Annotated in this window: 24 protein-coding genes; 5 read left to right on the top strand and 19 right to left on the bottom strand. The window is 46.5% G+C overall.

All coding sequences use genetic code 11. The features are described from left to right. Positions 1 to 104 precede the first annotated feature (104 nt). The 4 genes from MHB46_RS15280 to MHB46_RS15265 all read right to left on the bottom strand — a co-directional run bounded on the left by MHB46_RS15280 (position 105) and on the right by MHB46_RS15265 (position 3,642). Positions 105 to 1,514, bottom strand: a complete 1,410-nt coding sequence (locus MHB46_RS15280; protein WP_341163753.1) for a glycoside hydrolase family 1 protein — start codon at positions 1,512 to 1,514, stop codon at positions 105 to 107. Between the two features lie 72 nt (positions 1,515 to 1,586). After that, positions 1,587 to 2,915, bottom strand: coding sequence for a PTS cellobiose transporter subunit IIC (gene celB, locus MHB46_RS15275; RefSeq protein WP_023990964.1), 1,329 nt, complete (start codon positions 2,913 to 2,915; stop codon positions 1,587 to 1,589). An 84-nt stretch (positions 2,916 to 2,999) separates the two neighbouring features. Continuing rightward, entirely contained in the window at positions 3,000 to 3,332 is a 333-nt protein-coding gene (locus MHB46_RS15270; protein WP_013312602.1) for a PTS lactose/cellobiose transporter subunit IIA, read from the bottom strand. After that, on the bottom strand, positions 3,325 to 3,642 hold the full coding sequence (locus MHB46_RS15265; protein ID WP_013312603.1) for a PTS sugar transporter subunit IIB: 318 nt from the start codon (positions 3,640 to 3,642) through the stop codon (positions 3,325 to 3,327). The genes MHB46_RS15270 and MHB46_RS15265 overlap by 8 nt, the downstream gene beginning before the upstream one ends. A gap of 446 nt (positions 3,643 to 4,088) precedes the next feature. Between MHB46_RS15265 and MHB46_RS15260 the strand changes: the two genes are divergently transcribed. Both MHB46_RS15260 and MHB46_RS15255 read left to right on the top strand, forming a co-directional pair. Next, entirely contained in the window at positions 4,089 to 4,532 is a 444-nt protein-coding gene (locus MHB46_RS15260; protein ID WP_341162754.1) for a hypothetical protein, read from the top strand. A 194-nt stretch (positions 4,533 to 4,726) separates the two neighbouring features. Then, positions 4,727 to 5,842 (top strand): WG repeat-containing protein, encoded by a 1,116-nt coding sequence (locus tag MHB46_RS15255; protein ID WP_341162753.1) that lies wholly within the window; start codon positions 4,727 to 4,729, stop codon positions 5,840 to 5,842. 73 nt (positions 5,843 to 5,915) lie between these two features. Here MHB46_RS15255 and MHB46_RS15250 read toward each other — a convergent pair whose 3' ends face one another. The 4 genes from MHB46_RS15250 to MHB46_RS15235 form a co-directional block, all read right to left on the bottom strand. Beyond that, positions 5,916 to 6,353 carry a hypothetical protein gene (locus MHB46_RS15250; RefSeq protein WP_328801247.1) on the bottom strand — a complete coding sequence of 146 codons (438 nt, stop codon included), beginning with the start codon at positions 6,351 to 6,353 and terminating at the stop codon, positions 5,916 to 5,918. 163 nt (positions 6,354 to 6,516) lie between these two features. Then, positions 6,517 to 6,666: a hypothetical protein gene (locus MHB46_RS15245; RefSeq protein WP_180984554.1), complete on the bottom strand. Its 150-nt coding sequence runs from the start codon at positions 6,664 to 6,666 to the stop codon at positions 6,517 to 6,519. 9 nt (positions 6,667 to 6,675) lie between these two features. After that, a complete protein-coding gene (locus tag MHB46_RS15240; RefSeq protein WP_160788297.1) occupies positions 6,676 to 7,242 on the bottom strand; it encodes a hypothetical protein in 567 nt (188 codons plus the stop codon). Between the two features lie 13 nt (positions 7,243 to 7,255). Continuing rightward, positions 7,256 to 8,842 (bottom strand): DUF4153 domain-containing protein, encoded by a 1,587-nt coding sequence (locus tag MHB46_RS15235; protein WP_341162752.1) that lies wholly within the window; start codon positions 8,840 to 8,842, stop codon positions 7,256 to 7,258. A gap of 147 nt (positions 8,843 to 8,989) precedes the next feature. Here MHB46_RS15235 and MHB46_RS15230 point away from each other — a divergent pair, with 147 nt between their 5' ends. Further along, positions 8,990 to 10,726, top strand: a complete 1,737-nt coding sequence (locus MHB46_RS15230; protein WP_341162751.1) for an ABC transporter substrate-binding protein — start codon at positions 8,990 to 8,992, stop codon at positions 10,724 to 10,726. 211 nt (positions 10,727 to 10,937) lie between these two features. On the opposite strand, the gene MHB46_RS15225 is transcribed toward MHB46_RS15230, so the two are convergent. Beyond that, positions 10,938 to 12,338 carry a transcriptional regulator gene (locus MHB46_RS15225; protein WP_341162750.1) on the bottom strand — a complete coding sequence of 467 codons (1,401 nt, stop codon included), beginning with the start codon at positions 12,336 to 12,338 and terminating at the stop codon, positions 10,938 to 10,940. 213 nt (positions 12,339 to 12,551) lie between these two features. Here MHB46_RS15225 and MHB46_RS15220 point away from each other — a divergent pair, with 213 nt between their 5' ends. Continuing rightward, on the top strand, positions 12,552 to 12,797 hold the full coding sequence (locus MHB46_RS15220) for a DUF6953 family protein (RefSeq protein WP_013312611.1): 246 nt from the start codon (positions 12,552 to 12,554) through the stop codon (positions 12,795 to 12,797). Between the two features lie 41 nt (positions 12,798 to 12,838). Here MHB46_RS15220 and MHB46_RS15215 read toward each other — a convergent pair whose 3' ends face one another. Next, entirely contained in the window at positions 12,839 to 13,744 is a 906-nt protein-coding gene (locus tag MHB46_RS15215; protein WP_445667613.1) for a helix-turn-helix transcriptional regulator, read from the bottom strand. Positions 13,745 to 13,910: 166 nt separating this feature from the next. On the opposite strand from MHB46_RS15215, the gene MHB46_RS15210 reads away from it, so the two are divergent. Next, on the top strand, positions 13,911 to 14,858 hold the full coding sequence (locus tag MHB46_RS15210) for a Gfo/Idh/MocA family protein (RefSeq protein ID WP_341162748.1): 948 nt from the start codon (positions 13,911 to 13,913) through the stop codon (positions 14,856 to 14,858). Positions 14,859 to 14,905: 47 nt separating this feature from the next. Here MHB46_RS15210 and MHB46_RS15205 read toward each other — a convergent pair whose 3' ends face one another. From MHB46_RS15205 to nikA, 9 genes are all read right to left on the bottom strand, one after another. Next, on the bottom strand, positions 14,906 to 15,922 hold the full coding sequence (locus MHB46_RS15205) for an asparaginase (RefSeq protein ID WP_341162747.1): 1,017 nt from the start codon (positions 15,920 to 15,922) through the stop codon (positions 14,906 to 14,908). A 230-nt stretch (positions 15,923 to 16,152) separates the two neighbouring features. Beyond that, on the bottom strand, positions 16,153 to 16,920 hold the full coding sequence (locus tag MHB46_RS15200; protein ID WP_029518797.1) for an amino acid ABC transporter ATP-binding protein: 768 nt from the start codon (positions 16,918 to 16,920) through the stop codon (positions 16,153 to 16,155). Between the two features lie 4 nt (positions 16,921 to 16,924). Continuing rightward, positions 16,925 to 17,641 carry an amino acid ABC transporter permease gene (locus tag MHB46_RS15195; RefSeq protein ID WP_013312615.1) on the bottom strand — a complete coding sequence of 239 codons (717 nt, stop codon included), beginning with the start codon at positions 17,639 to 17,641 and terminating at the stop codon, positions 16,925 to 16,927. Positions 17,642 to 17,671: 30 nt separating this feature from the next. Further along, positions 17,672 to 18,481 (bottom strand): transporter substrate-binding domain-containing protein, encoded by an 810-nt coding sequence (locus MHB46_RS15190; RefSeq protein WP_039271912.1) that lies wholly within the window; start codon positions 18,479 to 18,481, stop codon positions 17,672 to 17,674. 143 nt (positions 18,482 to 18,624) lie between these two features. Further along, entirely contained in the window at positions 18,625 to 19,434 is an 810-nt protein-coding gene (nikE, locus tag MHB46_RS15185; protein ID WP_039271913.1) for a nickel import ATP-binding protein NikE, read from the bottom strand. 38 nt (positions 19,435 to 19,472) lie between these two features. Next, positions 19,473 to 20,297 carry an ABC transporter ATP-binding protein gene (locus MHB46_RS15180; RefSeq protein WP_341162746.1) on the bottom strand — a complete coding sequence of 275 codons (825 nt, stop codon included), beginning with the start codon at positions 20,295 to 20,297 and terminating at the stop codon, positions 19,473 to 19,475. 20 nt (positions 20,298 to 20,317) lie between these two features. Next, positions 20,318 to 21,148 (bottom strand): nickel ABC transporter permease subunit NikC, encoded by an 831-nt coding sequence (gene nikC / locus MHB46_RS15175; protein WP_341163752.1) that lies wholly within the window; start codon positions 21,146 to 21,148, stop codon positions 20,318 to 20,320. Beyond that, the gene (gene nikB, locus MHB46_RS15170; RefSeq protein WP_071558037.1) at positions 21,148 to 22,092 is read right to left on the bottom strand and encodes a nickel ABC transporter permease subunit NikB; all 945 of its coding nucleotides are present in this window, start codon (positions 22,090 to 22,092) and stop codon (positions 21,148 to 21,150) included. Before nikB ends, nikC begins: the two co-directional genes overlap by 1 nt. Before the next feature lie 46 nt (positions 22,093 to 22,138). Beyond that, a complete protein-coding gene (nikA, locus tag MHB46_RS15165) occupies positions 22,139 to 23,764 on the bottom strand; it encodes a nickel ABC transporter substrate-binding protein (RefSeq protein ID WP_341162745.1) in 1,626 nt (541 codons plus the stop codon). Between the last annotated feature and the right edge of the window lie 60 nt (positions 23,765 to 23,824).

Here is a 23,824-nt window from a genome sequence, read left to right as displayed (position 1 = left end):
TTACGGTATAAGTAAGTATACCGAACATTATACTTTCTCACCAGCGGCGTACAGCACAGTTCTATGACGATGATGAAGAAAAAAAGGCGGTCCAGAGGACCACCTTAGAATCCGTTATTCTCGATCACCTGTTTGAACCAGTGCCCACTCTGTTTAACGGATCTCTTGCCACCGTTCTGAAGATCGACAGACACAAAACCATAGCGATTCTTATAAGCATTCGTCCAGGACCAGTTGTCCATAAACGTCCATAAGTGATAGCCCTTCACATTGGAGCCCTCTGAGATGGCCCGTTGGACCCATTTAAGATGCTCACGGATAAAATCAATGCGATAGTCATCGCGAATCATACCCTGTTCATCTCTGAACTTTTCTTCACCTTGAACACCCATTCCGTTTTCTGAAATGAAGCATTCAATGTTGCCATAATTTTCTCTGACATTGGTCAGAATGTCGTAAATGCCTTTCTCATAAATCTCCCAGCCCCGCATCTCATTCATCTTGCGGCCAGGCATGACGTAATAATCGAAGAAACGTTCCGGCACAAAAGGAGCATCCGGGTTCGGCAGACTTTCACGAGCCTTGACTCTGCGCGGCTGATAATAGTTAATCCCCAGCAGGTCCACAGTGCCCTGGCGTATAATCTCCCGATCTCCGTCTTCCATGCTTGGTACATATCCCTCTTGGCGTAACAGCTCCACGAGCAAAGGATTGAATTCTCCCGTCACAGATGGGTCTAAAAAGGAACGGTTAAAGAACGCATCGCATATTTCAGCAGCCTGCACGTCTGCCGGATGCTGACTACGCGGATAAGTCGGCGTCAGGTTCAAAATAATTCCGATTTTGCCCTTATAACCGCCCTCTCTGTAAGCCTTAATGACACTCGCGCTCGATAACAGAGTATGATATCCCACCTGTACAGCTTTACCGAAATCCACTTCATTCGGATAGTGGAAATCGTATAGATAGCCGCCTTCCACCGGGACAATCGGCTCGTTATGCGTAAACCATTTGGCTACACGATCCCCGAATAGCTCAAAGCAAGTGTTAGCGTAATCCACGTAAGCTTCGACCGTCTCCCGGTTCACCCAGCCTCCATTTTCCTGTAAAGCCATCGGCAAATCAAAATGATACAGATTCACAAACGGCTCAATACCCGCCTGCTGCAACTCCTCAATGACGGAAGTATAGAATTGAACCGCCTGCTGGTTTATTGCACCTTTCCCTGCCGGAAACAGGCGTGACCAGGAAATAGAGAACCGGAAAGAGTTGTGGCCAAGCTCTTTCATGAGTGCAATATCCTCTTTGTAACGGGTATAGAAACGGGACGTATCGGCAGGGCCAACCCCATCATAGAAACGGTTCGGCTCCTGCTCAAACCAATAATCCCAAATGTTCGGTCCTTTGCCGTCTCCCTCCACGGTTCCTTCTGTTTGGGTAGCCGAAGCGGAGGAACCCCACCAGAAGTCGGATGGAAAACGGTATTGAATGGTTTGCTGCTCTATATCTTTCATTTCGGTATGATTCACAGCTCTACTCCTCTCTCTTTTGCATGAATAAGCTGCTAATCTAGCAGCTTATTCACATTACATTCCAACAGTTTGATCCTTACCTGCAATGGCTGCTTGGCTAAGCTCCTCTTCCTGCTCTTTACGAACGTTCATCCGATCAATAATTTTCAGAAACGGGAACCAGATGACAAAGACGACAGCCATATTAAACAACTGCAGCACGCCACCCATCAGGGAGCCCGTAGCCATCATTCCACTAAAGAACAACGGCATCGTCCAAGGAACCTGTATTCCGTTTGGCGGCGGCACAATCCCGGTGGTCATGGCAAAGTAAGTAATCAGCGTAACGATCATTGGAGAAATAACCCATGGAACAAAAATAAGCGGATTCATCACAATCGGCAGACCGAATATGACGGGTTCGTTGACATTAAACAGACCCGGTCCAAGGGCCAGCTTACTGACCTGCTTCAATTGCTTACTCTTCAGGAAGATCAGAATCGAAAGCACGACAGCCAGTGTCATACCTGTACCACCGATACCTACGGTGTAAATATCCACAAACTGCTTAGTGATGATATGCGGTAGTTCTGCTCCTTTGGAGTACGCTTCATAGTTTTCAAGTGCCAGCGTATTCCAGATTGGGTCCATAACCGAGTTAATAATAATTTGACCATGAAGCCCAAAGAACCATAAAAGCTGAACAAAGAAAATAGCAATCAATGTAGGTATAATGCCACTGCCCAAATGCACCAGAGGTGCCTGTACAGCATGATAAATCAGGTCATGCAGGTTATTATGAAGGGTCAGTGTAACTACAACATTAATGATCAAAAATATGCCCAATGTAATACATGCCGGAAGCAAAGCAGCAAACGATTTGGCAACTGCCGGCGGAACGCCTGGAGGCATTTTAATGACAAAATTTCGCTGCGTCACCTTTCGGTATATCTCAGCCGCGATAAAAGCGACGATCATACCAAGGAACATGCCTTTGGCACCGATCCGATCAACCGGAATGACACCAGCAATCGTGGCACCGCTTTCTTGTGTCAGCACAAACGGGGTGAGCATCAAGAAACTGGCCAACGCAATCATCCCGCCGAATATGGGCTCGACCTTATAACTTCGAGATAAATAATACCCAATCCCGACGATTACAAATAAGGTCATGATATTCAGTGTGGCATTAGGCGCAATGTTCAGCAGACTGCTAAAAGTCGCATAATTGCCGTCGCCCATCCACCCTTTTAGAAACGGCAGATTGATAATAACGACGATAATGGAGCCAAAAACAGTTAATGGAAATGACAGCATAAATGCATCACGCAGTACAGTAAGATAGCGGTTGTTGTTCAGTTTACCGGCAATAGGTATCAGTATCCGGCTTAATTTTTCAAACAAAGCCTATTCCTCCCCGCGAAGTGACTTGCATCAATAGGGTTGCAAGCTTTTCATGTCCCAAATTTCACAAACTTACATGTTCCGTTATAAATTTCTGGATTTGAACAGCTCCAGCAATTCTAGAACCAGATCCTTCATGGTAACCGTGGACATCAGATGATCCTCGGCATGCATTAGAAGGAGCGAGAAAGGAGTTTGGGTACCTCCCGCTTCCTTCTTAACCATTTGAAAATGGATATCATGCGCAGCACGTAAATCCTGCTTGGCTTGTTTGAGCAGTTCGTCCGCACCTTCTACATTCTCATTTCGGTATTCGGTCAGCGCCTGAATCACTTTACTGCGAGCGCTTCCACTATGAAGAATAAGTTGGAAACTAATTTGCTCTTCCGTCAGTTCGGCTATATTGACTTTATCCATTTTTGCGTTCCACCAGCTTCACGGCCTGTTCGTAGGCTTTCTTACCGTCAACCATCCCGTATGCCATCATGTCAATCACTTCTACATGAATACCATATTGGGCTGCTTCCTTTTCCAGCTGTCCTTTAAGAAAACTCATTTGCGGGCCAATCAATACTGCGTCAGCCTTAGCCATGTCTTCTGCCGCCTGATCTTGACCTACTGCCCAAATTTCAGCCTCGTCCCCAATGGACTTAGCATAATCCTGCATCTTAGTAACCAGCAAACTTGTAGACATACCTGAGCTGCACGCCAGCAAAATTTTCTTCATGATTGTTCCTTCCCTTCAAGGTCTGATTGGATGTTAACTACTAGAAAACGTTTACAGCGTAATTATAAATCCAGTCTTTTGATTTGTCTATACATTTAATATATATGTATAGACTTTTTTTAAAATGACACTGTTTCTTCACTTTTTTTCTTGAAAATGAACGTGATCTCTTATCTTTAATCTCTCAATAGTAATCGGTTTTCACTATAAGAGGTTCTGCCAAATGATATGTTATTCGATTCTGTAAAATGTTAACATGAGCTTACGGAGTAAACTTGATAGCCCCCCTCCGTAGCCAAAGAATAGCTGAGGTGAGAAGAGATGAGTAGAGATGAGAAGAGTCAAAGTAAAACCAAGCAAGAGTTAGACCGGGTCGTGTTCATCGGCCGCACGACCACAAGATTGATGATCTGAAACGCAAAGGCCTATTGGATATTGAGCATGCAATGGAAACGCTAGAACGTGCAAAAGATAATTATGTTTGGAGCTGTTATGGAGATGTGCAAGGGCTTAGCGAGCAGCGCCATCAAGCACTCCAGGATTGCACGCAGGATATGAGGAAGCACCCAGAACGCTACGTTGCTGCGGTACTGCCGGAGCTTCCCTTTGAAGATGAACAGTTTAATATCGTGCTGTCTGCCCATTTTCTGTTTATGTATAGTGATCGACTCGACTATGAGTTTCATAAGAATACGGTACACGAACTGCTGCGAGTGGCTTCAGAGGAAGTTCGCATTTTTCCTCTGACCGATTTAACGGGAACTCGTTACGATCTGCTAGATCGTTTGATTCTTGAGCTGGAGGCAGAAGGCTTACGGGTGACAGAGGCCAAGGTTCCGTATGAGTTTATGCGTAACGGCAACTCTCTGTTAAGCATCCAAAAGATATAGGGCAGGTTTAGGTGTAAAGGGAGCAAGCGATTAGCTTGCTCCCTTTCTGGTTATTGAGATGAAAATTAGAAAATTTTAGAATATCAAGAAACATTCCTACATTTTTATCGTCTATATTATGGAAGACCTTACGTATGAGGATAAGATTTCCCGAAGCCTGAAGTTAAAAAATCAACTCACAAAGGAGCTTATGCATGTTAAAAAAGTTAGGATTAGCTGCATTGATTCTGGTTACTAGCCTCTCTGTTATTGGAACAGGCTGGGCCGCATCCAGCACAACAACCATTGAAGTTTCTAAAACTGCTCTGGATTACAACGTTGCTCGTCCGCTGAGCGATGGTGCTTTTCATGATGGATTATTAGCCGCTGAAACATCTGCTGGAAACCTCGTGTATTACAATTCCAAAGGAGAGAAAGCTTTCTCACTTCCCGCCGAGCTTAAACCCATTGGTGATTTTCATGAGCAGCGAGCTGTCGTGAAAAATACAAAAACCAATCACTATGGATACATTAACACCAAAGGGGCACTGGTCATCCCTTGCCAATATACCGAAGCCAATTTCTTTTCTGAAGGAAAAGCCAAGGTTACCATAGCAGACACTAAAGAAAATGCAATTATAGATCGAACGGGAAAAATCCTTTCTCATTTTAAAGAAAATGTGGAGTCAGAATATGTATTTACAGACGGTCTGGCCCTCGCCTACGCCCCTAACACTGGCAAGATCGGTTTTGTGAATGCCTCTGGTCAACTAGCGATTCCTTATAAATACAAATACAGTCGTGGTTTCTCGGATAGCTTGGCTATTGTTCAGAATAGCAAGGGGCTATACGGGTATATCAATACAGCAGGGAAAGAAGTCATTCCTCCTCAATATAAATCCGGTGGAGACTTCTCGGAAGGATTGGCCCCTGTGCAAAATACCAAGGGAAAATGGGGATTCATCAATAAACAGGGAAAAGTCGCGATTCCCTTTAAATTTACGGATGCCCAGGATTTTAGTGAAGGCCTGGCGAGTGTGAAAAATGCAAAAAACGAAGTCGGATTTATTGATAAAAACGGAACGCTGGTCATTAAATATCAACAAAAATATGATGTTGCCTCTCCGTTCAAAGAAGGCTTTGCTTTAGTCGGTAAACAAACACAATCATCCGTCTCAGACGGCAAATTCGGTTACATCAATCGTCAAGGACAACTGCTGACTAAACTTGAGTACAGAGCCGAATCCTCCTCCTTCTCTAATGGCTATGCTGTTGCTTTTATCAAGCCAGGCAAAGCTTTCATTGTATCTAAACATTCCGTTTCAAAATAAAAAAGACGACCCCGGAAACAGATCGAGTGGATCTGCTTCCGGGGTCATTAAATTTCCAATATATCGAATATAATTAGTCGTGTGTGTAGAATTTCACTCCAGGTAGATCTGCTGCCACCCACGAGTAGTTGATGGTATTACTGTTATAATTTTTGGTCCCCGCCTGAGCAACCTGTACCTCTTTCAAAATCGTAATCGATGAACCCTTCGGTCTGACAACGACTACATGACCATGACCATCTTCTTTCTTGATCCCGATCGTAGGATACCCGAGATTGGCTCTTTTTTGTGCATCCTGAAAGGTTACAGAGTACCAGCCCGGCGCCCTTTTATTCAGTAAGGCATCAGCCATTTGATTGGCTAAGCCACTTGGTAAGTCAGCCGACATCGCGGACATCACATCTTGAGCAAAAATATTACACTTCGTTCCACCTACTGGCGAATACTTTTTGTTCGTTTCTACCTTAAAACTGTCAATTACAGATGCATAAGTACTTGCACTTCTAGCCATTGAAATTCCCCCTGAATATAAGTTGTAGAGGAAATGAACGGAGTCGCTTGAACATCTGAATGGCTCCACATTCAATTGATGTTGGCCTCCATTCCCTCTCAACTATTAGGGTGATTTCCGGCTTACTTTAACAACGTAATACTACAAAAAATTAACTTCATTCTCATAACTGAAGGCTTTCTTCACTGATTACGGTTGGAACGATAAGCTCAGGAGTAGTCGTAGGCTTCGTTTGTGTTAAATAGTCTGCTGCCCCCACCATCAGAGCGATGCCTATAAATAGCACGATCCAATTACGATTCTTTTTCATCATTTGTACCTCTCATTCTTCACTGCGCCCGTTCAGCCACTTGAACCAATGGAGCAGATGACTGAATCGATATTCATGCTGCAAAGCATACGTCCATACTTCAGGCTCTTCACCAGGCTCCTTCCAGACGAGCATGGAAAAGTGACCTTCTTCCTCGCTCGCAACCGACAGCAGCGAAAGACGATCATCCCCGAATCGGTATGGAGCCGATTCCACCCAGTAATTCCGCATATCGCTGATCCAGCTGCGGAACTGCTCTGTACCTGCGATCCGCAGGACTTCATCAGGTAGGAGCAGATGCTCGTCGATATCCTTCCAATCCCCCGCATATCGGTACCGCGCTGCCAGCATTGGACTGAGTGGTCGGATTTTACCGGGAGCCAACGTAGGCATATAGGCGACGGGAACGACCGGACCGATACTCTGGATAGCATAAGACCGAGCTTCCTCCTCACTCATTCCGTAAGACATAGCCTCCACGAGAAAATCGTTCCGTCTTACACCAAACTGATGCTGATACTGTGACATTTCATCCTGTAGCTCCAGTACCATACCCTGTGCCGTTTCTGTTCCGATCATTCCCAAACACCTCTCATTCCAAAATATAGTCGTGCAATTCCCGTTGCGCTCGATACTTTGCCCAATTGAATTCAGGCCAAGCCGATTCTTCTCTCGTCATGCTCGTCAAACGGGCTTGTAAAAACTCATCTAGTGATCCATGTTCCTTACGGCTAAAGTCAATCAGCAGCGGAATCGCGTCCGCCGATAGCTCACTCAAATATTCCTTATCTATCACCGATGTCGTGCGATACCGTTCGAGATTATTTTCAGCTATCCGTATATCAATGCCCACATAGTTCACGACGACATAGGCGACCAGAGCGAGTACAATATAATATTTCGCCAACGGCAGTTGACGGAAATGAATGCGCATTGCTGCAATAAGCAGTAGCAAGCCCAGAAAAATCATAAACGCGTGTACCAAATAGCGGGTGTACGTATAGCCGTATGCTTCTTCGTACATAACCAGCCGGGTATATCCCGAATACAGCATCACACCCGAACAACCCACGAGTATGTACAGCAGGCCGCTGTTCATTTTTTGCACTATACCTGATCCAAATTCAGTCCACTTCAATACACTGATCATCAGCACAAAGTTAATACCTGTTACCATAACCAGCTCCCCGAATCCTCTCCTCGCATATTCGGCATACGAGGTTCCTTCGGGCAGAGCACCTTCCCATGCCCCAAACAAATATCCAAACTGCAACACGACGAACACAACATACACCAGATTCATGACAATCAGCACCGTAGCGGTAATGACAGGGTCAAATTTAATCGCGACCGGATCGTGGTAAGGCACCGTTGGTCGGTCAATCATCACTGAAGAGTGACCATCATACTCGGTGGTTTGGCCATTCGTGCGCTCATTTAACCCGTGCCATGATTGGGTCTCTCTCTGCGTATTACGCGGAGCAGGCTGTACAAATCCCCACAAATAACAGAAGAAACAGAAGGTGAAAAAGCAGGTCCAGATCAGCCGCAGCATGCCATTCCCAAAGGACAGCGTTCCGATCCATTCGGGTACTCCAGCTAACAACTTTTCGAACATCCCATCCGCCGAAGCCAGCAAAGATATGATAATGAACAGTAGCGGCAAGGCAATAAGTAAACCAATCATCACTTTGCCCAATACACGCTTACGCTCATCCTTTACATTCCGAAGGGCTACTGTCTTGACCATCCGAAAGGGGGTCACGATATGACGAAAGTTTTGATAAAACCAATGGCTTAACGCCTGACCAATAATACCGGGTTCTGACCAGCCATGCCTTTTCTCCCCAAACAGCAGCACCATATGTACGCTAATCAGAGCAGGTATCGCCAGCACATTTAACACGTACAGGACCGGATTATTAAACAGCGCGTATGTCAATGCCAGCATGAAAATGATCACAAACAGCAAACGCCCTATCCATGACCCGGGCTGGAAACGATCTCGGTTAAAGGCATACATATAGGCGTAAAACCCAATAACAAAAATTGGAATGGACACGCCCAGCCCATGTCCGTAAAACAGATATTGATGAACCAGCGCCAACACAATTGCGCCAGCAAAGGCGGACAGAAACGACGTTTTCGGCAAAGACGTTCCATTCATCTTGTCATGCATGGTAAATACCTCCACAAATATGCTTTATAACCCTTATTGTAGATGATAAAATAAGAAGATAAAGAGAAATTAATTCAAACAAAATTTCCTATTTTATAAAAGTGACTACGCTTTTAATCAAATATAGGGGAAACGGAGCAACCTTGAATGAAACTCCATGCCCAATTTTTACGGCTTCACTCACACGCAGCTGACAACAAGGACGAAAACCATACCATAGAGACGACGCTGGATGAGCTTGCGGCTATTTTTGACTGTACTCACCGCAACGCCTTGATGATCATTCAGAAAATGGAGCAGCACGACTGGATACAATGGACTCCTCGCCGAGGCAGAGGTCGTCGCTCCAGTCTGCGCTTCCTCATTCAACCGGAAGACATTGCCGTGCAATCCATGATGCAAGCCATAGACCGCCATGATATCAAACGCGCGCTGGATGAAATTCGAGTTCATTCACGCTCCTCCACCATGCAGGAGCATTTGCAAGGCTGGTTACTGAATTATTTTGGGCATCACGCGGAGGTGCGCAGTGATCAGCAGCAGATCGACACGCTGCGTCTGCCTATTCGCCAGCAGCTCTATACGCTGGACCCGTTGTATTTGAACTGGCTCGCCGAGTCCTTCGTATCCAGCCACGTCTTTGATGGTCTGGCCCGCCGGGCGAACGAAAGCGGCGAGATTTTGCCGGGATTGGCGCACGCTTGGGAGGTGGACACCACTCGTACACAGTGGACCTTTTTCCTGCGTAAAGAAGTGTTGTTTCATAACGGAAAAATACTGACCGCTGAAGACGTCGTCTATACCTTTGAGCGACTGAGTCGGGCGCCGGGAAGGAGACTTTATCATTTTATCGTCCGGCAAATTCAGCACGTCCAGGCGCTAAGTCCAACGATAGTACGCTTCGTACTAAAGGAGCCGAACGAGCTATTTCTATCCTTCCTGTGTACCAGCCGGGCTGCGATTGTGCCGCGTGAGCTTAATCAGGTGGGTGAGGCCGCCTTTGGCATCCGTCCTATCGGTACAGGGGCATTCAAAGTCACGGAAATGAACGAAAGCCTGTGTACACTGGAGGCTTTCGCACCTTATTTTCAAGGCCGGGCTCATCTGGACCGAGTGGAAATTGTCCAACTCCCGTGGGCGACTAAGCTGGAATCGTCGGATACAGAAGACACCGCTTCTTCTTTTCACATTATCCATAATCCCCTATCGGCGGGAGATACGGATACCGCATGGAGCCAGATTCACTCGGCGGCTTCGGTTCGCAAATTTATCACATGTAATACTCACAAGGATGGACCACTACGCAATCCAGAAATACGTGCCCGCATTGTAGCATGTCTGGATCATCGCCCCCTTCCTCCAGCAGTGGATTCATCTAACGATTCGTATGAACCACTGGCGGCGCTGCAAATTGCTACCATTCCCGAGTATAAAGCGGACGCAGACCGGGTTGCCGCTCAGCTTGAATCCTATGGGTATACTTGTAACATCGTGGCCGCATCTATGAACGAATTCAAAAGCTCATCTATCCGTATGGAGTCAGACTTAATCATCTTTTCTCTCTTTCGTGACCGTGATGAGCAATTACGCCTGTTTGACTTGTATCTCAATGTATCTGGGCATGTGGAGCCTCATAGCCGTGTGGATATCGAAAGACTGCTGCGTGAAATTGCACGGGAGGCCGATCATACTGTTAGGGCGCAGCAATTCGAACATATCGAAACTCGGCTCATGGATGAGCACCAGCTGCATATTTTATATGAAAAGCCCGTTCAGACGGCCTATCTCCCTTCTGTGCGTGGCGTATCTTTTAACAGTCAGGGCTGGGTGGATCTGCGTCATGTCTGGTTTCCACCTGCTCAACTTCCAGCTCCCCACTCTTGACGGCAAAAATGCTCCTTCAAATGCACTTCCACATCAAAAAAAGGCATCCTCTTTTCACAAGAGGATACCTTTTGGGTTACGACAATCCAGATCTTTTCAAGTAGATGTATCAAGGGATGAAAATGCCCATCCCCCCAACCCATGACTGTGGACATCGCTAGGATCTTCCATAGGAGGGGTAACGGGTGAAAAATTCAATAGGATAAAAACATTAAATGCGAGCAGAGAAAAAACGATCTTTTTTATCATGGATGTACTCTACCTCTCCAAGTAAGTTTTTATATTCCTCTTTGTCCTGAGAAGTGGCAGTATGTCGATACTTTTCAAATAATCCTACACATTTGATTGTGACAGGATTACCATTCAGCACGACGGAATAAGAAAGGCTCTCAAGCAAGAATTTCATACCTTTGGTATAACGATGTTTGTTGAGATCATAACAAGCCATCTCTGCCAAAAATCGTGCATAGAGATCTGCTGACATTTGCTCCGTATAAGTGCCAACCTTGACATGCTGATCTGCAAATGCCTCAATTTGTTTTTCAAAACGTTGCAGTACATGGTCTACATTAAAATCATAACGGTTGGCCGCTACCATAATTTTATGTAACCCCACGAGAATTTCGCCTTCGTTTTTTTCCAAATAATCTACATACTGTGGAATCACATCCAGACTGCCGGACATCAACTGATATAAATACCCGTTGGCCTCAGCCCAGTTGCTACAAAGGGCCTTTAAACGCCGAGCTTCTTCCGTATCCTCTTGCACCCAGCTCAAATCAGAGTATAGGGATACAAATTCCAGTGCCTTCTGATAATCCCCGCGCTCATCCCACACCCCGGCACGCAGCACGTAAGAATATACAATATACATAAACAAAGGACCCTTAGGTTCCTTGCCACGCTCCGGTCTTCTGGTATTTCCGTATTTTTGCTCGTATTGTACCTTGGCTTTTTGAGCCATTTTTTCAGCAAACCATTCTACTTTATCCCAACGCCGCAAGGAGGCATAGGTATTAGCCAAGTCCCTTAAGGCATCCAGTTGGTCTGCTTCACCCAATCGCTCCACAAAGCTTTCAAAGTGTGTGGCTGCCCATAAGTTTTCGTCCTGGTCATCGCCAACGGCAATCGTAAATAAACGGTATTGGCAGAGCGCCAGACGCTCTGAATGTTGGTACTTCTCACTTTCCGAAACATTTCTATAAATAATTGCCGCAGCCTCGAACTTACCTTCATTGAATAATTCTTCTGCTGTCTCAAACAAAGCTGGGGCGTATATGAGATAGTCCATCATAAACTCCACGACTTGCTTAATACAATCCAGTTTGTTCAGCTCTGCACAGCGATGCAAAAAGGGACGAACCCGTCGCCAATTCGGTGCCGTATTCCGTATAAATTCATCAATGTATAACTCATAGAGGCTCCCTTCTTCAAGCCCCATGCCTGCACCAATCCGATCCAACAGCAGCATCGCAATCGGACGATTACCGTTAATAATGGCACTGATCGTTCCTGCATTAATACCTGTGTTCTCCCCAAACTTACTAATCGTAATTCCTTCTCGTCTGATGTACTGCTCCAGCTCTGCGCGAATTGTGGTTGTTTCCTTCAAATCAGGCACCCCCAGGGATTACTTGCATGATTACAATACAAAAAAAGAAAATTCCCGTGAATATTCCCTTAATTATACAAAAGAAAGCCCACTTAGCCAACCGCTCAAGTAAATTTATATCAAAAAATTCAATAATTCTCCGAATTGCCGTATACTACGGGGAGGTGAGCCGAACAGCTACACCCAATCGGTACGCAGGAAAGGATGCGACAAATGGACAACACCCCTACAACAGAACAAGAGATTGCACAATGGATGGTCGCGCAGATCCGTGAAGTGGGCACCCTGAAACAAGAAGATGCAATTGCATATGTACGCTCTGAGTATGGAGAGCAGTATGTGTTTATAAGTGAGCATGGTCATGTATCTCTGGAAAAAGAAATCAAAAAAGCATTCCGCAAGCTTCATGGTGGCAGAATTGCCTGGGATCGTGACGGATTTCTCTGGGCCTGGACTTAACAAGCAAAGCATCTGCCCTAGGCAGGTGTTTTTTTAATCATTTATCCATATATCCTCTGGAGTCGGTTAATTTCTTCCTTCACAAACTGTCGGAGTGTTGCAGGCTCCACAACTTCAACCCTACCGATCCAATCCATAGCATCGCGACAAGCCGCTTCATAACTATACATGTTGACCGTTAGAATGAAATGATTGCCTTCCTGTACAGACTGGATGATTTCCATTCTTTTCGCTATAATTCCCGCTTGCTTCTTATTCGTTCGGATCAAAACGGGATAGTATTCTTTCTCTGTACAAAGCTGCTTAAACGCGGTTTCTTGCCTCATCCAATGATGTTCCAGCGAAAAATCCACCGGAACCTCAAAGACTTCCGCAGACGGCAGAACCTCCTTGATTCGCTCACATTTAAAGGTCCGAATCTCCTGCCCAACTTCACAGAAGGCAATGAGATACCAATCTCCTTTTTTCACCACAAGTCCATAGGGATGCACATGACGGGAAGAACAGATTCCGTCAGCTTTCTCATATTGAATGGTTATTTTATGTGATCCCCACACTGCAGTTCTCACGGCCTCAAGACAAGGAATTGCTATACGTTCCGTCCACCACGGCGTATCATCAAAATAAAACCGCGCTTTGGCTTTCTTAATATCGGACTGATACGGGTCTGGCATCGTCTGTTCCAGTTTGAGCAGAGCATTCTTTAACTTCAAACCCGATTCCGTAAGCCCGCCTGTATAAATGCCCATCCCTGTTAAATACAACTGAATAACATCCCCGCCATTCAACTGTTTCAGGTTTTCCGTATAACCCTCCATTAAATAAATTCCGCCCTTCGGGCCGGATGCGGTAACAATCGGAACGCCGGCTTCAGCCAGGAGATCGATGTCCCTGTAAATAGAGCGCACAGAGGTTTCCAGTGCCAACGCCAATTCTTTGGCCTTCATTCTCCCTCTAGATTCGATACATAATAAAATCGCGATTAAACGATGCAGTCTCACAATCATACCTCCACAATAGATGGTTAACCCGAATTGAAAAGATGATGCAACGATTGTTGACACCCTGTTGGCAGTAATAGGTGTGTATCATAGAAGTAAAGGGGTGTAATGGATGATGAATATTGGAATATTGGGGACGGGATTCGGCGCGTATCATGCCTCACTGTTAAACAACCATCCCAAAGTAAACAGAATCATGGTATTTGGAAGGAACGAAACCAAGCTGCAAAAGCTGAAAGAGGAGCTAAACGTAGAAGTCACACAAAATATAGAGGATATTCTGCTGGATCCAGACGTGGATATCGTCGATCTATGCCTGCCCTCCCAGCTGCATAGGTCCTATGCCGTGGATGCGCTGAAGCACGGTAAGCATGTATTTTGTGAAACACCGGTTTGCTTTGATCTCGAAGACGCTCTTCTTATGCAACAAGCTGAGAAGCAATATGGCAAAAAGATTCTGGTCAACCAGTTCATTAAGTTTGATCCCGCCTATACCTATCTGTATGAGGCATACCGCCAACAGAAATACGGGAAGCTCATCTCCTTATCTTTGAAAAGAGAAACGCCTCCTCTGTGGGGGGATCTTGGACTAAGCTCCATTCCTACTCAGTTCATGATTCATGAACTGGATTTATTGACCTGGCTATTAGGCCCCTGTGATCCATATACAGTCTGGGGTACAGAAGTTACCCATCCTGAACAAGCACAGGTTCGGGCTCACTTTCAGCATCGGGATACATTCACAGAAGTCATCGCCTCATCCCACATGCCGGGAAGCTACCCCTTCACAGTGGCCTATGAGGCTTATTTTGAAAAGGCCAAGCTGGTATTTCATGAAAGCGACGAAAACGATCTTATACCTACCGCATTATATGAGTATACCGCATCAGGACAGCAAAAAATCAACCTCGAATCTGCCAATCCATATGAAAAAAGTTTGGATCATGCACTTGAATGCTTTGGCGGACATTCGGAAAGCCTGATTCCACTGGAATCGGCTGTACAAGCGCTGAAAGTGGCTGTTGAGATTAAAAGCAGACTGGGGCAAGCCCAGCGTTAACCCCGTATTTTTTCTTATGCCTGTTCTTATCTACGGAAATCAGCTTCCTATAAGGAAGCTGTATCCGCAGGCAAGGAAACTTCGTCCGCGTAGTTCGTTGCCATAATCTTGGCTACCCCTGCCGGGTCGGTCGTCTGCCCCAACGCCCACATCATTTTCGTCACCAGCGCTTCCGTTGTCATGTCATACCCCGGAATAACGCCCTTCTCCAGTACCTTTTGCCCCACTTCGTAAATCGTCAAATCCCCGCCCTCATAAGGACATTGAGTAGTCACGACAATACTCATACCGTCCTTCATCAGCTCCTCGATTTTGCTGATCAGGCTTCTTTCTTTAAAAGGAACGCCACCCATACCAAAGCCCTCAATGACGATACCTTTATAGCCCAAGCCCTGAATGGCATCGAAAATCGCCGGATTCGTACCCGGAATCAGCCTGAGCAGAAATACCTCCGAAGCATACCCGTCGTTGTATGGGTGACGAGCGGTACCGCGATTTGCAAATACGCCCTCCGTATAGACCACCTTACCGTTCTCCACGAGTCCGATATACGGATAGTTAATACTCTCAAAAGCATTATAGCTGCGTGTTCTGATCTTCGAGCTGCGGCTGCCGTTAATAATTTTGCCGTTAAACACGACAAAAACCCCGGCCACCTTGCCACATGCGGTCAGGAATGAGTCAATTACATTTTTTTTGGAATCGCTGTGCTCCGCCAAAATGGAAACCTGCGAACCTGTCACGACGACGGGTTTGTCTACGGTTCCCAGCATGAAGCTCAAGGCTGAAGCCGTATAAGCCATCGTATCCGTGCCGTGTGCAATGACAATACCGTCGTATTGATCGAGCGAACGATGTACCATCCGGGCGATAGAAGCCCAATCCTCAGGTTGTGTATTTGTGCTATCAATGCTCATCAGATTATGGGCATCAATCTCGCAAATCTCCTTCAGCTCCGGAATTTCCGCCAAAATATTTTCAGCCGATTGGGTCGGTGTCAGGCCGTTTTCCTGATAGGAGGAAGAAATGGTCCCTCCGGTATTAATGAACAAAACCTTTTTCATATGCCAATGTTCCTTCCCGATTACATCTTCACTGTATTGTTCTTAGAATTTATCATGAATAAGTGTGATAAGCTACTTTGCAATGGAAAAGAATTGGTGATATGGGGGCCAAAAAAGCACGACAAACAAGCGCGGGCTTTCCTTCCTCCTGCGACTTGTCTAACGTGCTTTTTACTATAGGTGCAATACTCTACAGCGCTGCACATACCTATAACCCATCTACGTACTTCTTATGGGGATACAGGCTGCTCCTGTGGCGCTCTCTGTACCAACGCTTTGCCCAGAAACTGCCGTGTCCGTTCTTCCTTCGGATTGGTGAAAAACTGCTCCACGGGTCCCTGCTCCACAATCACGCCATGCTCCATCAGCACAACCCGATCCGCTACATCTCTCGCAAAACCAAGCTCATGCGTGACAATAATCATCGTATTGCCTTCACTCGCCACCTTTTGAATCACGGACAGCACTTCATCCACCAGTTCAGGATCAAGTGAGGATGTCGGTTCATCGAACAACAACACCTGTGGATTTAGTGCTAAAGCACGGGCAATCGCAACTCGCTGCTGCTGTCCACCCGAAAGCTGGGCAGGATAATAGGTCATACGATCCTTTAACCCGACCTTTTCCAGAATGCCTTCACTGATCTCTCTCGCCTGCTTACGATCCAGCTTTTTCACACTGGTCAGGCCAATCATCACATTGTGGAGTGCATTCAAATTTTTAAACAACTGATATTGCTGAAATACCATTGCCGTTGCCATCCGTAGTCCGAGAATGTCCTTTTTTCCCGCCTTGGCGGCATCGACCTTTACACCGTCAATTTCAATAACACCACTGGTCGGCTGTTCCAAAAAATTAATGCTGCGCAGCAGCGTGGACTTCCCCGATCCGCTTGGGCCCAGGATCACTACGACTTCTCCCTTGCCTACCGTCAGGTCTATGCCCTTCAACACGTGATGCTGTCCAAAATGCTTATGAATTTGATGAAGTTGAATCATACCCTTACTCACTTCTTTCGTAAATTCGAATACGCTTCTCCAGCACGACAAGCCCGCGCTCAATAATAATGCACACCAACCAGTAAATCAGAGACACCGCAACATATACCTCAAAAAAAGCCAACGCTCGCGCGCCCATAATTTTAGCCTGTCCCATCATATCGACGACACCGATCATAAAAATAAAAGACGTATCCTTCACCGTACTGATCAGCGTGTTTCCCAAATTGGGCAAAGCGACCGTCAACGCCTGTGGCAATACAATTTTGAGCATAATTTGTGTTTGGCTCATACCGATGGAATTAGCAGCCTCAAATTGTCCCCGGTCGACTGAATGAATCGCCGCCCGGAACGTCTCCGACAAATATCCCCCGAGGTTCAATGAAAATGAGAGCAACGCAAACAGCTCGGGCGGAATGACATAGACATTGAATTGCTGTAAAAATCCATATTCGCTCTGGAAATAATACAGAAACTTGGGTATTCCGTAATATACGAGAAACAGCTGCACAATGAGCGGTGTTCCCCGAATGTACGAGACATACAACGTAGACAATGGCGCCAAGACAGGCACCTTGTATATCCGGATTAAGGCCGTAGCTAACCCTATGATCCCCCCCAGCAGCATGGACACAAACGCAATCCATAAGGTCACGGGGAGATACTCGACGATCTGGGGAAGGCTTTTCAGCATATAATCAAGATCAAACAGCTTTTCCATAGGAACCCCACTTTACCCTTTACATTGTTATTACTGAGGAATAAATTCTCCACCTGTCCACTGTTCAGACAATTTTTTCAGTGTTCCGTCCGCTTTCAGCTCTTTAATAATCGGGTCGATTTTAGCTTTCAGCTCTTCGCCCTGCTTATCCTTTTTGAACACCAGGTTGATGTTATCGCTTTGCACCGGCTCACCCACAGCTTCCACCTGCAAGCCTTCCTTCTTGATTGTTGCCGCCGCCATAACCGGATCATTCACATAAGCGTCCACTCGGCCATTTTGCACGTCTTGAAGGTTATCGGACGAAGTACCTGTATCATTGTATTTCAAAATAATTTTATTTCCGTTCTCCGCATTATACTGTTCCAACAACTGTGTGTAGGAGTCGCCTACCGAGGCCGCTACCTTCTTGCCCTCCAAATCCTTGAGGGAATGAATATCCGTTCTACCCTTTTTCACAATAATAACCGACTGAGCCGAGAAATAGGACTCATCCGAGAACAAATACTTCTTCTCACGTTCAGGATTTTTGGCAACTTCATCGGCGATCATCTGAACTTTATTTGAATCTAGTGCAAGGAATATCGCATCCCAGCCCGAAGGTACAAATTCAATCTTATAGCCGTCCAGCTTCTTGTCGATCTCCTTGACTACTTCCACATCGTATCCAGTCAGCTCGTTTTTATCATTCGTAAAAGCAAACGGTGGGTAGTCATTTTGTGTGCCGACATAGATTACCTTATCCCCCGATGCCGCATCCTTCGAGGAACATCCACTCAAGGCACCCGTTAATAACACAAGAGATAGGCCAATCGCTGCTACCAAAGCAGATTTCTTCATATTATGACATCCCCTTTTTAATATCCAAGTAATTTACTATGATTTTATATTATAACGGGTTATTCAAATAATACAACAAGTAAATTTCATATTGATTATTTAGCTATATGTTGCACAAAAAAAGGACCCTTGCGGGTCCAATGTCATCCATGAAGCGGAAAACGCTCTGCTGGATGTTCCGGCAAAATGGACGAGATCAACCGTCGTACAGCCGGATGAGCAGATTCAAAAATCTGATCCTTCTCATCACAGCGCTCGATCAGTCTCCCCTGTTCCATCACAGCAATGCCATCGCAGACAGCATAAGCTGCCCGAATATCATGCGTGATGAACAGATATGACAATCCAAACGAAGATTTCAGTTCTCCCAGCAGGGATAAAATATGCATCTGGTGAACCATATCGAGGCTGCTGACGGACTCATCCAGCACGATGAGCTTTGGTTTGAGCGCAATCGCCCGTGCAATATTGATCCGCTGCAATTGTCCGCCACTGAACTGATGCGGATATTTAATCCGATCCTCCGGCTTGAGGCCGACCCGTTCCAGTAGGCTTTCGACCGTTCTTTTTTGTTCCTGCACCGATAACCGTTCGTAATTGTCCAATGGCTCCCCAATAATCTGCCCGGCGGTCATTCGGGGGTTTACAGCAGAGTAGCAGTCCTGAAATACGACCTGCATATCCCGTCGCATTCCCCTGCGGACTTGGGGGCTCGCATTATAAATGTCCTGTCCCTGGAACAGCACCTGACCCTCCTGCGGCTTCTCCAGCCCCAGAATAACCTTGCCCAGCGTGCTTTTACCGGCTCCACTGGTTCCAAGTAAGCCCAGGCAAAACCCACTCTCTATAGTAAGTGAAACGTTAGCCAACACAGGGGGGCGTGGTTCAGAACGGCCCAGCCATTTGCGCCTTCCATAGCTATGAGTTACCTTCTTCACTTGTAGCATACGCATTCGCTCCCCTTTTGAAAGTGTAACTGTCGAACAGGCGACTAACCACCTACCTGATTTATGCCCCGGAGGGACAACTTGGGTCTGACATTCAGCAGCATTTTCGTATATTCATCCTGCGGGTGATCGAATAACTGATGGACCTCGGCCTGCTCAACAATACGACCCTGCTGCATAACAGCCACCTCATCCGCCAATTGGGAAATGACGCCCAGATCATGCGAGATCAGCAAAATGGACGTATTGTATTCCGTACGCAAGCGATCCAGCTCTCTTAGCACCTGTAGCTGATTGACCACATCGAGCGCCGTCGTTGGTTCATCCGCAATAACTACTGCTGGCCGCAGGCACATGGAAATGGCGATCATGACCCGTTGCAGCATCCCGCCGCTCAACTGAAACGAATACCGCTTCATCAGCTTGGCTGGATCGGGCAGATTCATATTTTCCAGAGCCGTTATGGCAAGTTCATGGGCCTGTCGTTTGGTTAATCCGGTGTGCGTGCGGACCGTTTCCATAAACTGAGCTCCGATCGTATACACTGGCGTAAAGGCACTCATCGGATTTTGCATAATAAATGCGATTTCCTTGCCCCTAATTCGCCGCATTTCCTCGGCCGCCATTCCGTTCAGTTCACGCCCGTTCAGACGGACACTACCTTCCACATCCATCGTCTGGCGATCCAGCAATTGGAGCAACGCTTTACAAGTCACCGTTTTGCCGCTTCCACTCTCACCGACAAGACCCAGAACTTGTCCCCTTTTCAGCTCAAAATGAGTTGGCTCCAGCAGAGATACCGCCCCGGCATTGGTTTTGAGCTTCACCTGTAAGCCGCTGACCTCCAGCACCTTCGCCCTGTCGTCCATCGTTGTAACTCACTCCTGTTTTACTGACGTTTGGCAATTCCGTATCGGTCGGACAGCGCCTCCCCCAATATATTGAAGGCCATCACCACCACCAGAATCATAACCCCCGGATAGATCATTAATTCCGGGTGACTGCGGATGTATCCCGTTCCCTCATGAATCATCGCTCCCCATTCGGGAGTCGGCGGCTGAATGCCTAGACCAAGGAACGACAACGCGGAAATATCCATGATCGCCCAGCCCATTTCCAGCGTACCAATGACCACAATTGGCCGTAGCACATTCGGAATAATATGCCGGCGGATAATGGCCCCTGAGGAGGACCCACTAATCCTTGCAGCAGCTATAAAATTCCGTTCTTTCAGACTGACGACCATATTGCGGCACATTCTGGCATAATACACCCACTGCACCATCATTAAGGCAAGCATCACCTGCATGAGGCCCGGCCCAAAAATACCGACAATGCCCAGCACAAGCACCAAATTCGGAAACGCCATAATACCTTCGCAAAACCGCATCAACACACTATCGGCCCAGCCACCCACATAACCTGCTAGCGACCCGACCACAACGCCGATGCTAAGCGAGGACAGGAAAATTAATGTCGCAAAGCCGAGGGAAATCCGCGCTCCATACAGCAACCGGGATAAATTGCACCGACCCAAATGATCGGTCCCCAGCCAGTATACTTTTGAAGGTCCCTCCAGCTTGTGCAGTAAATTCACTTTAACCGGATCATGGGGAGCCAGCCAAGGAGCTAGCGCCATAATGATAAAAAGAGCAGCCAGTACGACAGAGCAGACCACGATTACCTTTTGACCTTTGAACATTGTACGCAACCTTATCATCACTGCTCTGCTCGTCCCTTCGATGAAATTCGGGGGTCCATATACAAATGCACCAGATCAACGAGCAAATTGCATACGATGAACAGGCATGCCGCCAAAAACACATAGCATTGTATGACGGGAATATCCCGGTTAAAAATCGCTTCCACAAAATAACGGCCAAACCCGGGCCATGAAAACACCTGCTCCACAATAATTGTTCCAGTCAGAAGCTTGCCCAGATTCATACCCATACTTGTAATCAGTGGAGCGATGGCAATTTTCAGTACATGCTTGAGCATGATCACCCGCTCACGGATTCCTCTAGTTCTGGCATACTGCACATACGTTTCCTGAAGCTGCTCCAACACACTGGAACGCAGCAGACGCGTATATAAAGCAATCAGAACCAGCGACAGGGTTAACGTGGGCAACACCAAATGCTGCCACGTTCCTCGCCCCTCTACAGGGAGCCAATCCAATCGGACAGAGAAAAAGAAGATTAACAAATATCCCAGCCAGAACTGGGGTATAGACGCGCCAAAATATGAAATTCCTCGACTAAGCATGTCGATCCAGCCATTTTTACGCATCGCCGCCAGCACGCCCAGCGGAATACTCACCACAATAGATAGCACCATACTGCTCACAGCCAATTCAAAAGTGGCGGGCAGCCGAACCTTGACCTCATCCCACACTGGCTTGTTGGTCAGATACGAAGTACCAAAGTCCAATTGACTGATTCTTTGAAGTGTATGCATATACTGCGTCAGCAAAGGCTGATCCAGCCCGAACTCATGTCTTTTCTGCTCCAGAATCTCTGGAGTAGGATAAATATGAGCAGCCGTCAAATAAGCCTCGGCCGGATCAACTGGTGAAATATGAATCAGTGCAAAGGTAACGAGGGTGGCAAAGAGAACAATAGGAATGACCGCTACCATTCGCTTCCCGATATAGCTGATCATGAGTTGTCCTCCTATCCTGTAAACTACCGTTACCTACCGGCTTCAGCTACTTTCCGATTTCAATTCCCTCAAACGGATTTTCATCCCGATTAGCCGGGAATACAAAGTTTGTAATCTTTTTCTGGTACACTGCCGTTTTCTTAATATACGAAATAGGCACAATGGCAGATTGCTCCTGAAGCGTCTTCAGAATCGAAGCATACAGCTCTTGGCGCTTGGTTTCATCTGTCGATGAGAGCGCTTCGTGTACTTGCTGATCCAGGTCTTTCTTCATCGGAAGGGCACTCAGCACCTCGGAAATTCCGAAGCTCTTCTTGGCAATGACATTAATAAAGGAATGCGGATCATAAGGCGCACCATAGTTGTACCAGAAGTACAGATCAAACTGGTTGGATCTAAGGCGCTTAATTTGAACCGTCAGTTCCAGTCCGGTCAGGTTCACTTTGACACCCAGTTCTCCCCATTCAGCCTGAATGGTTTCAGCCATCGCCTTTTGGATCGGATCGGTTTTATCAAAAATCAGCTCAAAATCCAGCTGTTGTCCGTCTTTTTCCCGTACTGTACCGCCTGCGGGCAGCTTCCAGCCAGCCTCATCCAGCAACGATTTGGATTTTTCCACATCATAGCCAACAGGCTGTAAGTTTACATTCGTATACGGATAGTTTTTGGATAAAACCGTATCCGCTGTTTCCTCCAGACCTGAGGTTACACCTTCCACCATTGCCTGCTTGTTAAAGCCATGTTGGAGTGCCAGACGTACCCGAAGGTCTGCCAGCTTGGGATTGGATGAGTTGAGTAACAGGCTTCTTGTACCGACAGGCTCGGACAGCGTGGTAACATACTGATTCGTGTCGCGAAGCTGTTTGAAAGCATCCAAACTAATGACACCCTCTCCATAAATCAGATCCAAGTCGCCTTTTTCAAAGGCCATTACACGGGTTTCGCCATCGGGAATGATTTTTACCGTAATTTTATCCACCTTTGGTGCAGTGCCCCAATAATTTGGATTACGCTTAAAGGTTGCATATTCATCTTGCTTGTATTCATCCAGCATCCAAGGTCCTGTACCTACAGGTTTCTTGATTCCTTTGGACGTATCTCCATCATCCGGGAACCCCGCTTCACCCAGAAAACGGAACGGGCGAACGACAGACAAATCCTGAAGCACTGGGTAGTATGGTTCTTTGAGTGTCATTCGGAAGGTGCTGTCATCTACAGCTTCAGTTTTGTCGAGAACGCCTACTATACCAAGCCAGCTGTGCGTCTTCTCATTTTTCATAATAGCGTCAAAGTTCTTTTTGACAATGGCTGCATTAAATAGCGTTCCATCCGAAAATTTCACACCTTTGCGCAGCTTAAACGTATATATCTTGCCGTCCTTGGAAATAGTCCAGGATTCAGCCAAAGCAGGCTCCAGCTTGCCTCCTTGCTTGTAGCTGACTAACGGCTCATAAACCATGGATTGTGCAAAAAGTTGGGAAGGATTGTATACGTGAGGATTCATCGTACCAATGTCACGCGGCCACGATAGCGTGATCGACTTTCCATTGGCAGCTCCGTCAGTAGAGGTGGATGCAGGTGTGTTCTCCTGCTTCGCGCAGCCCAAAACAACGGATAATAAGAGGAGCGCCACCAACATAAGGGTGGCAGTCTTGCGGTGTCGAACGGACATCAATGTATTTCCCCTTTTCTATATATGTGATAATGATTATCATAATCATATTTAGAATAG

It is taken from the genome of Paenibacillus sp. FSL H7-0703 (assembly GCF_038003485.1).
GTDB lineage: Bacteria > Bacillota > Bacilli > Paenibacillales > Paenibacillaceae > Paenibacillus > Paenibacillus polymyxa_B.
Note: the sequence above shows the minus strand (reverse complement) of the source record. Positions and strands in the feature narration are given on the sequence as shown.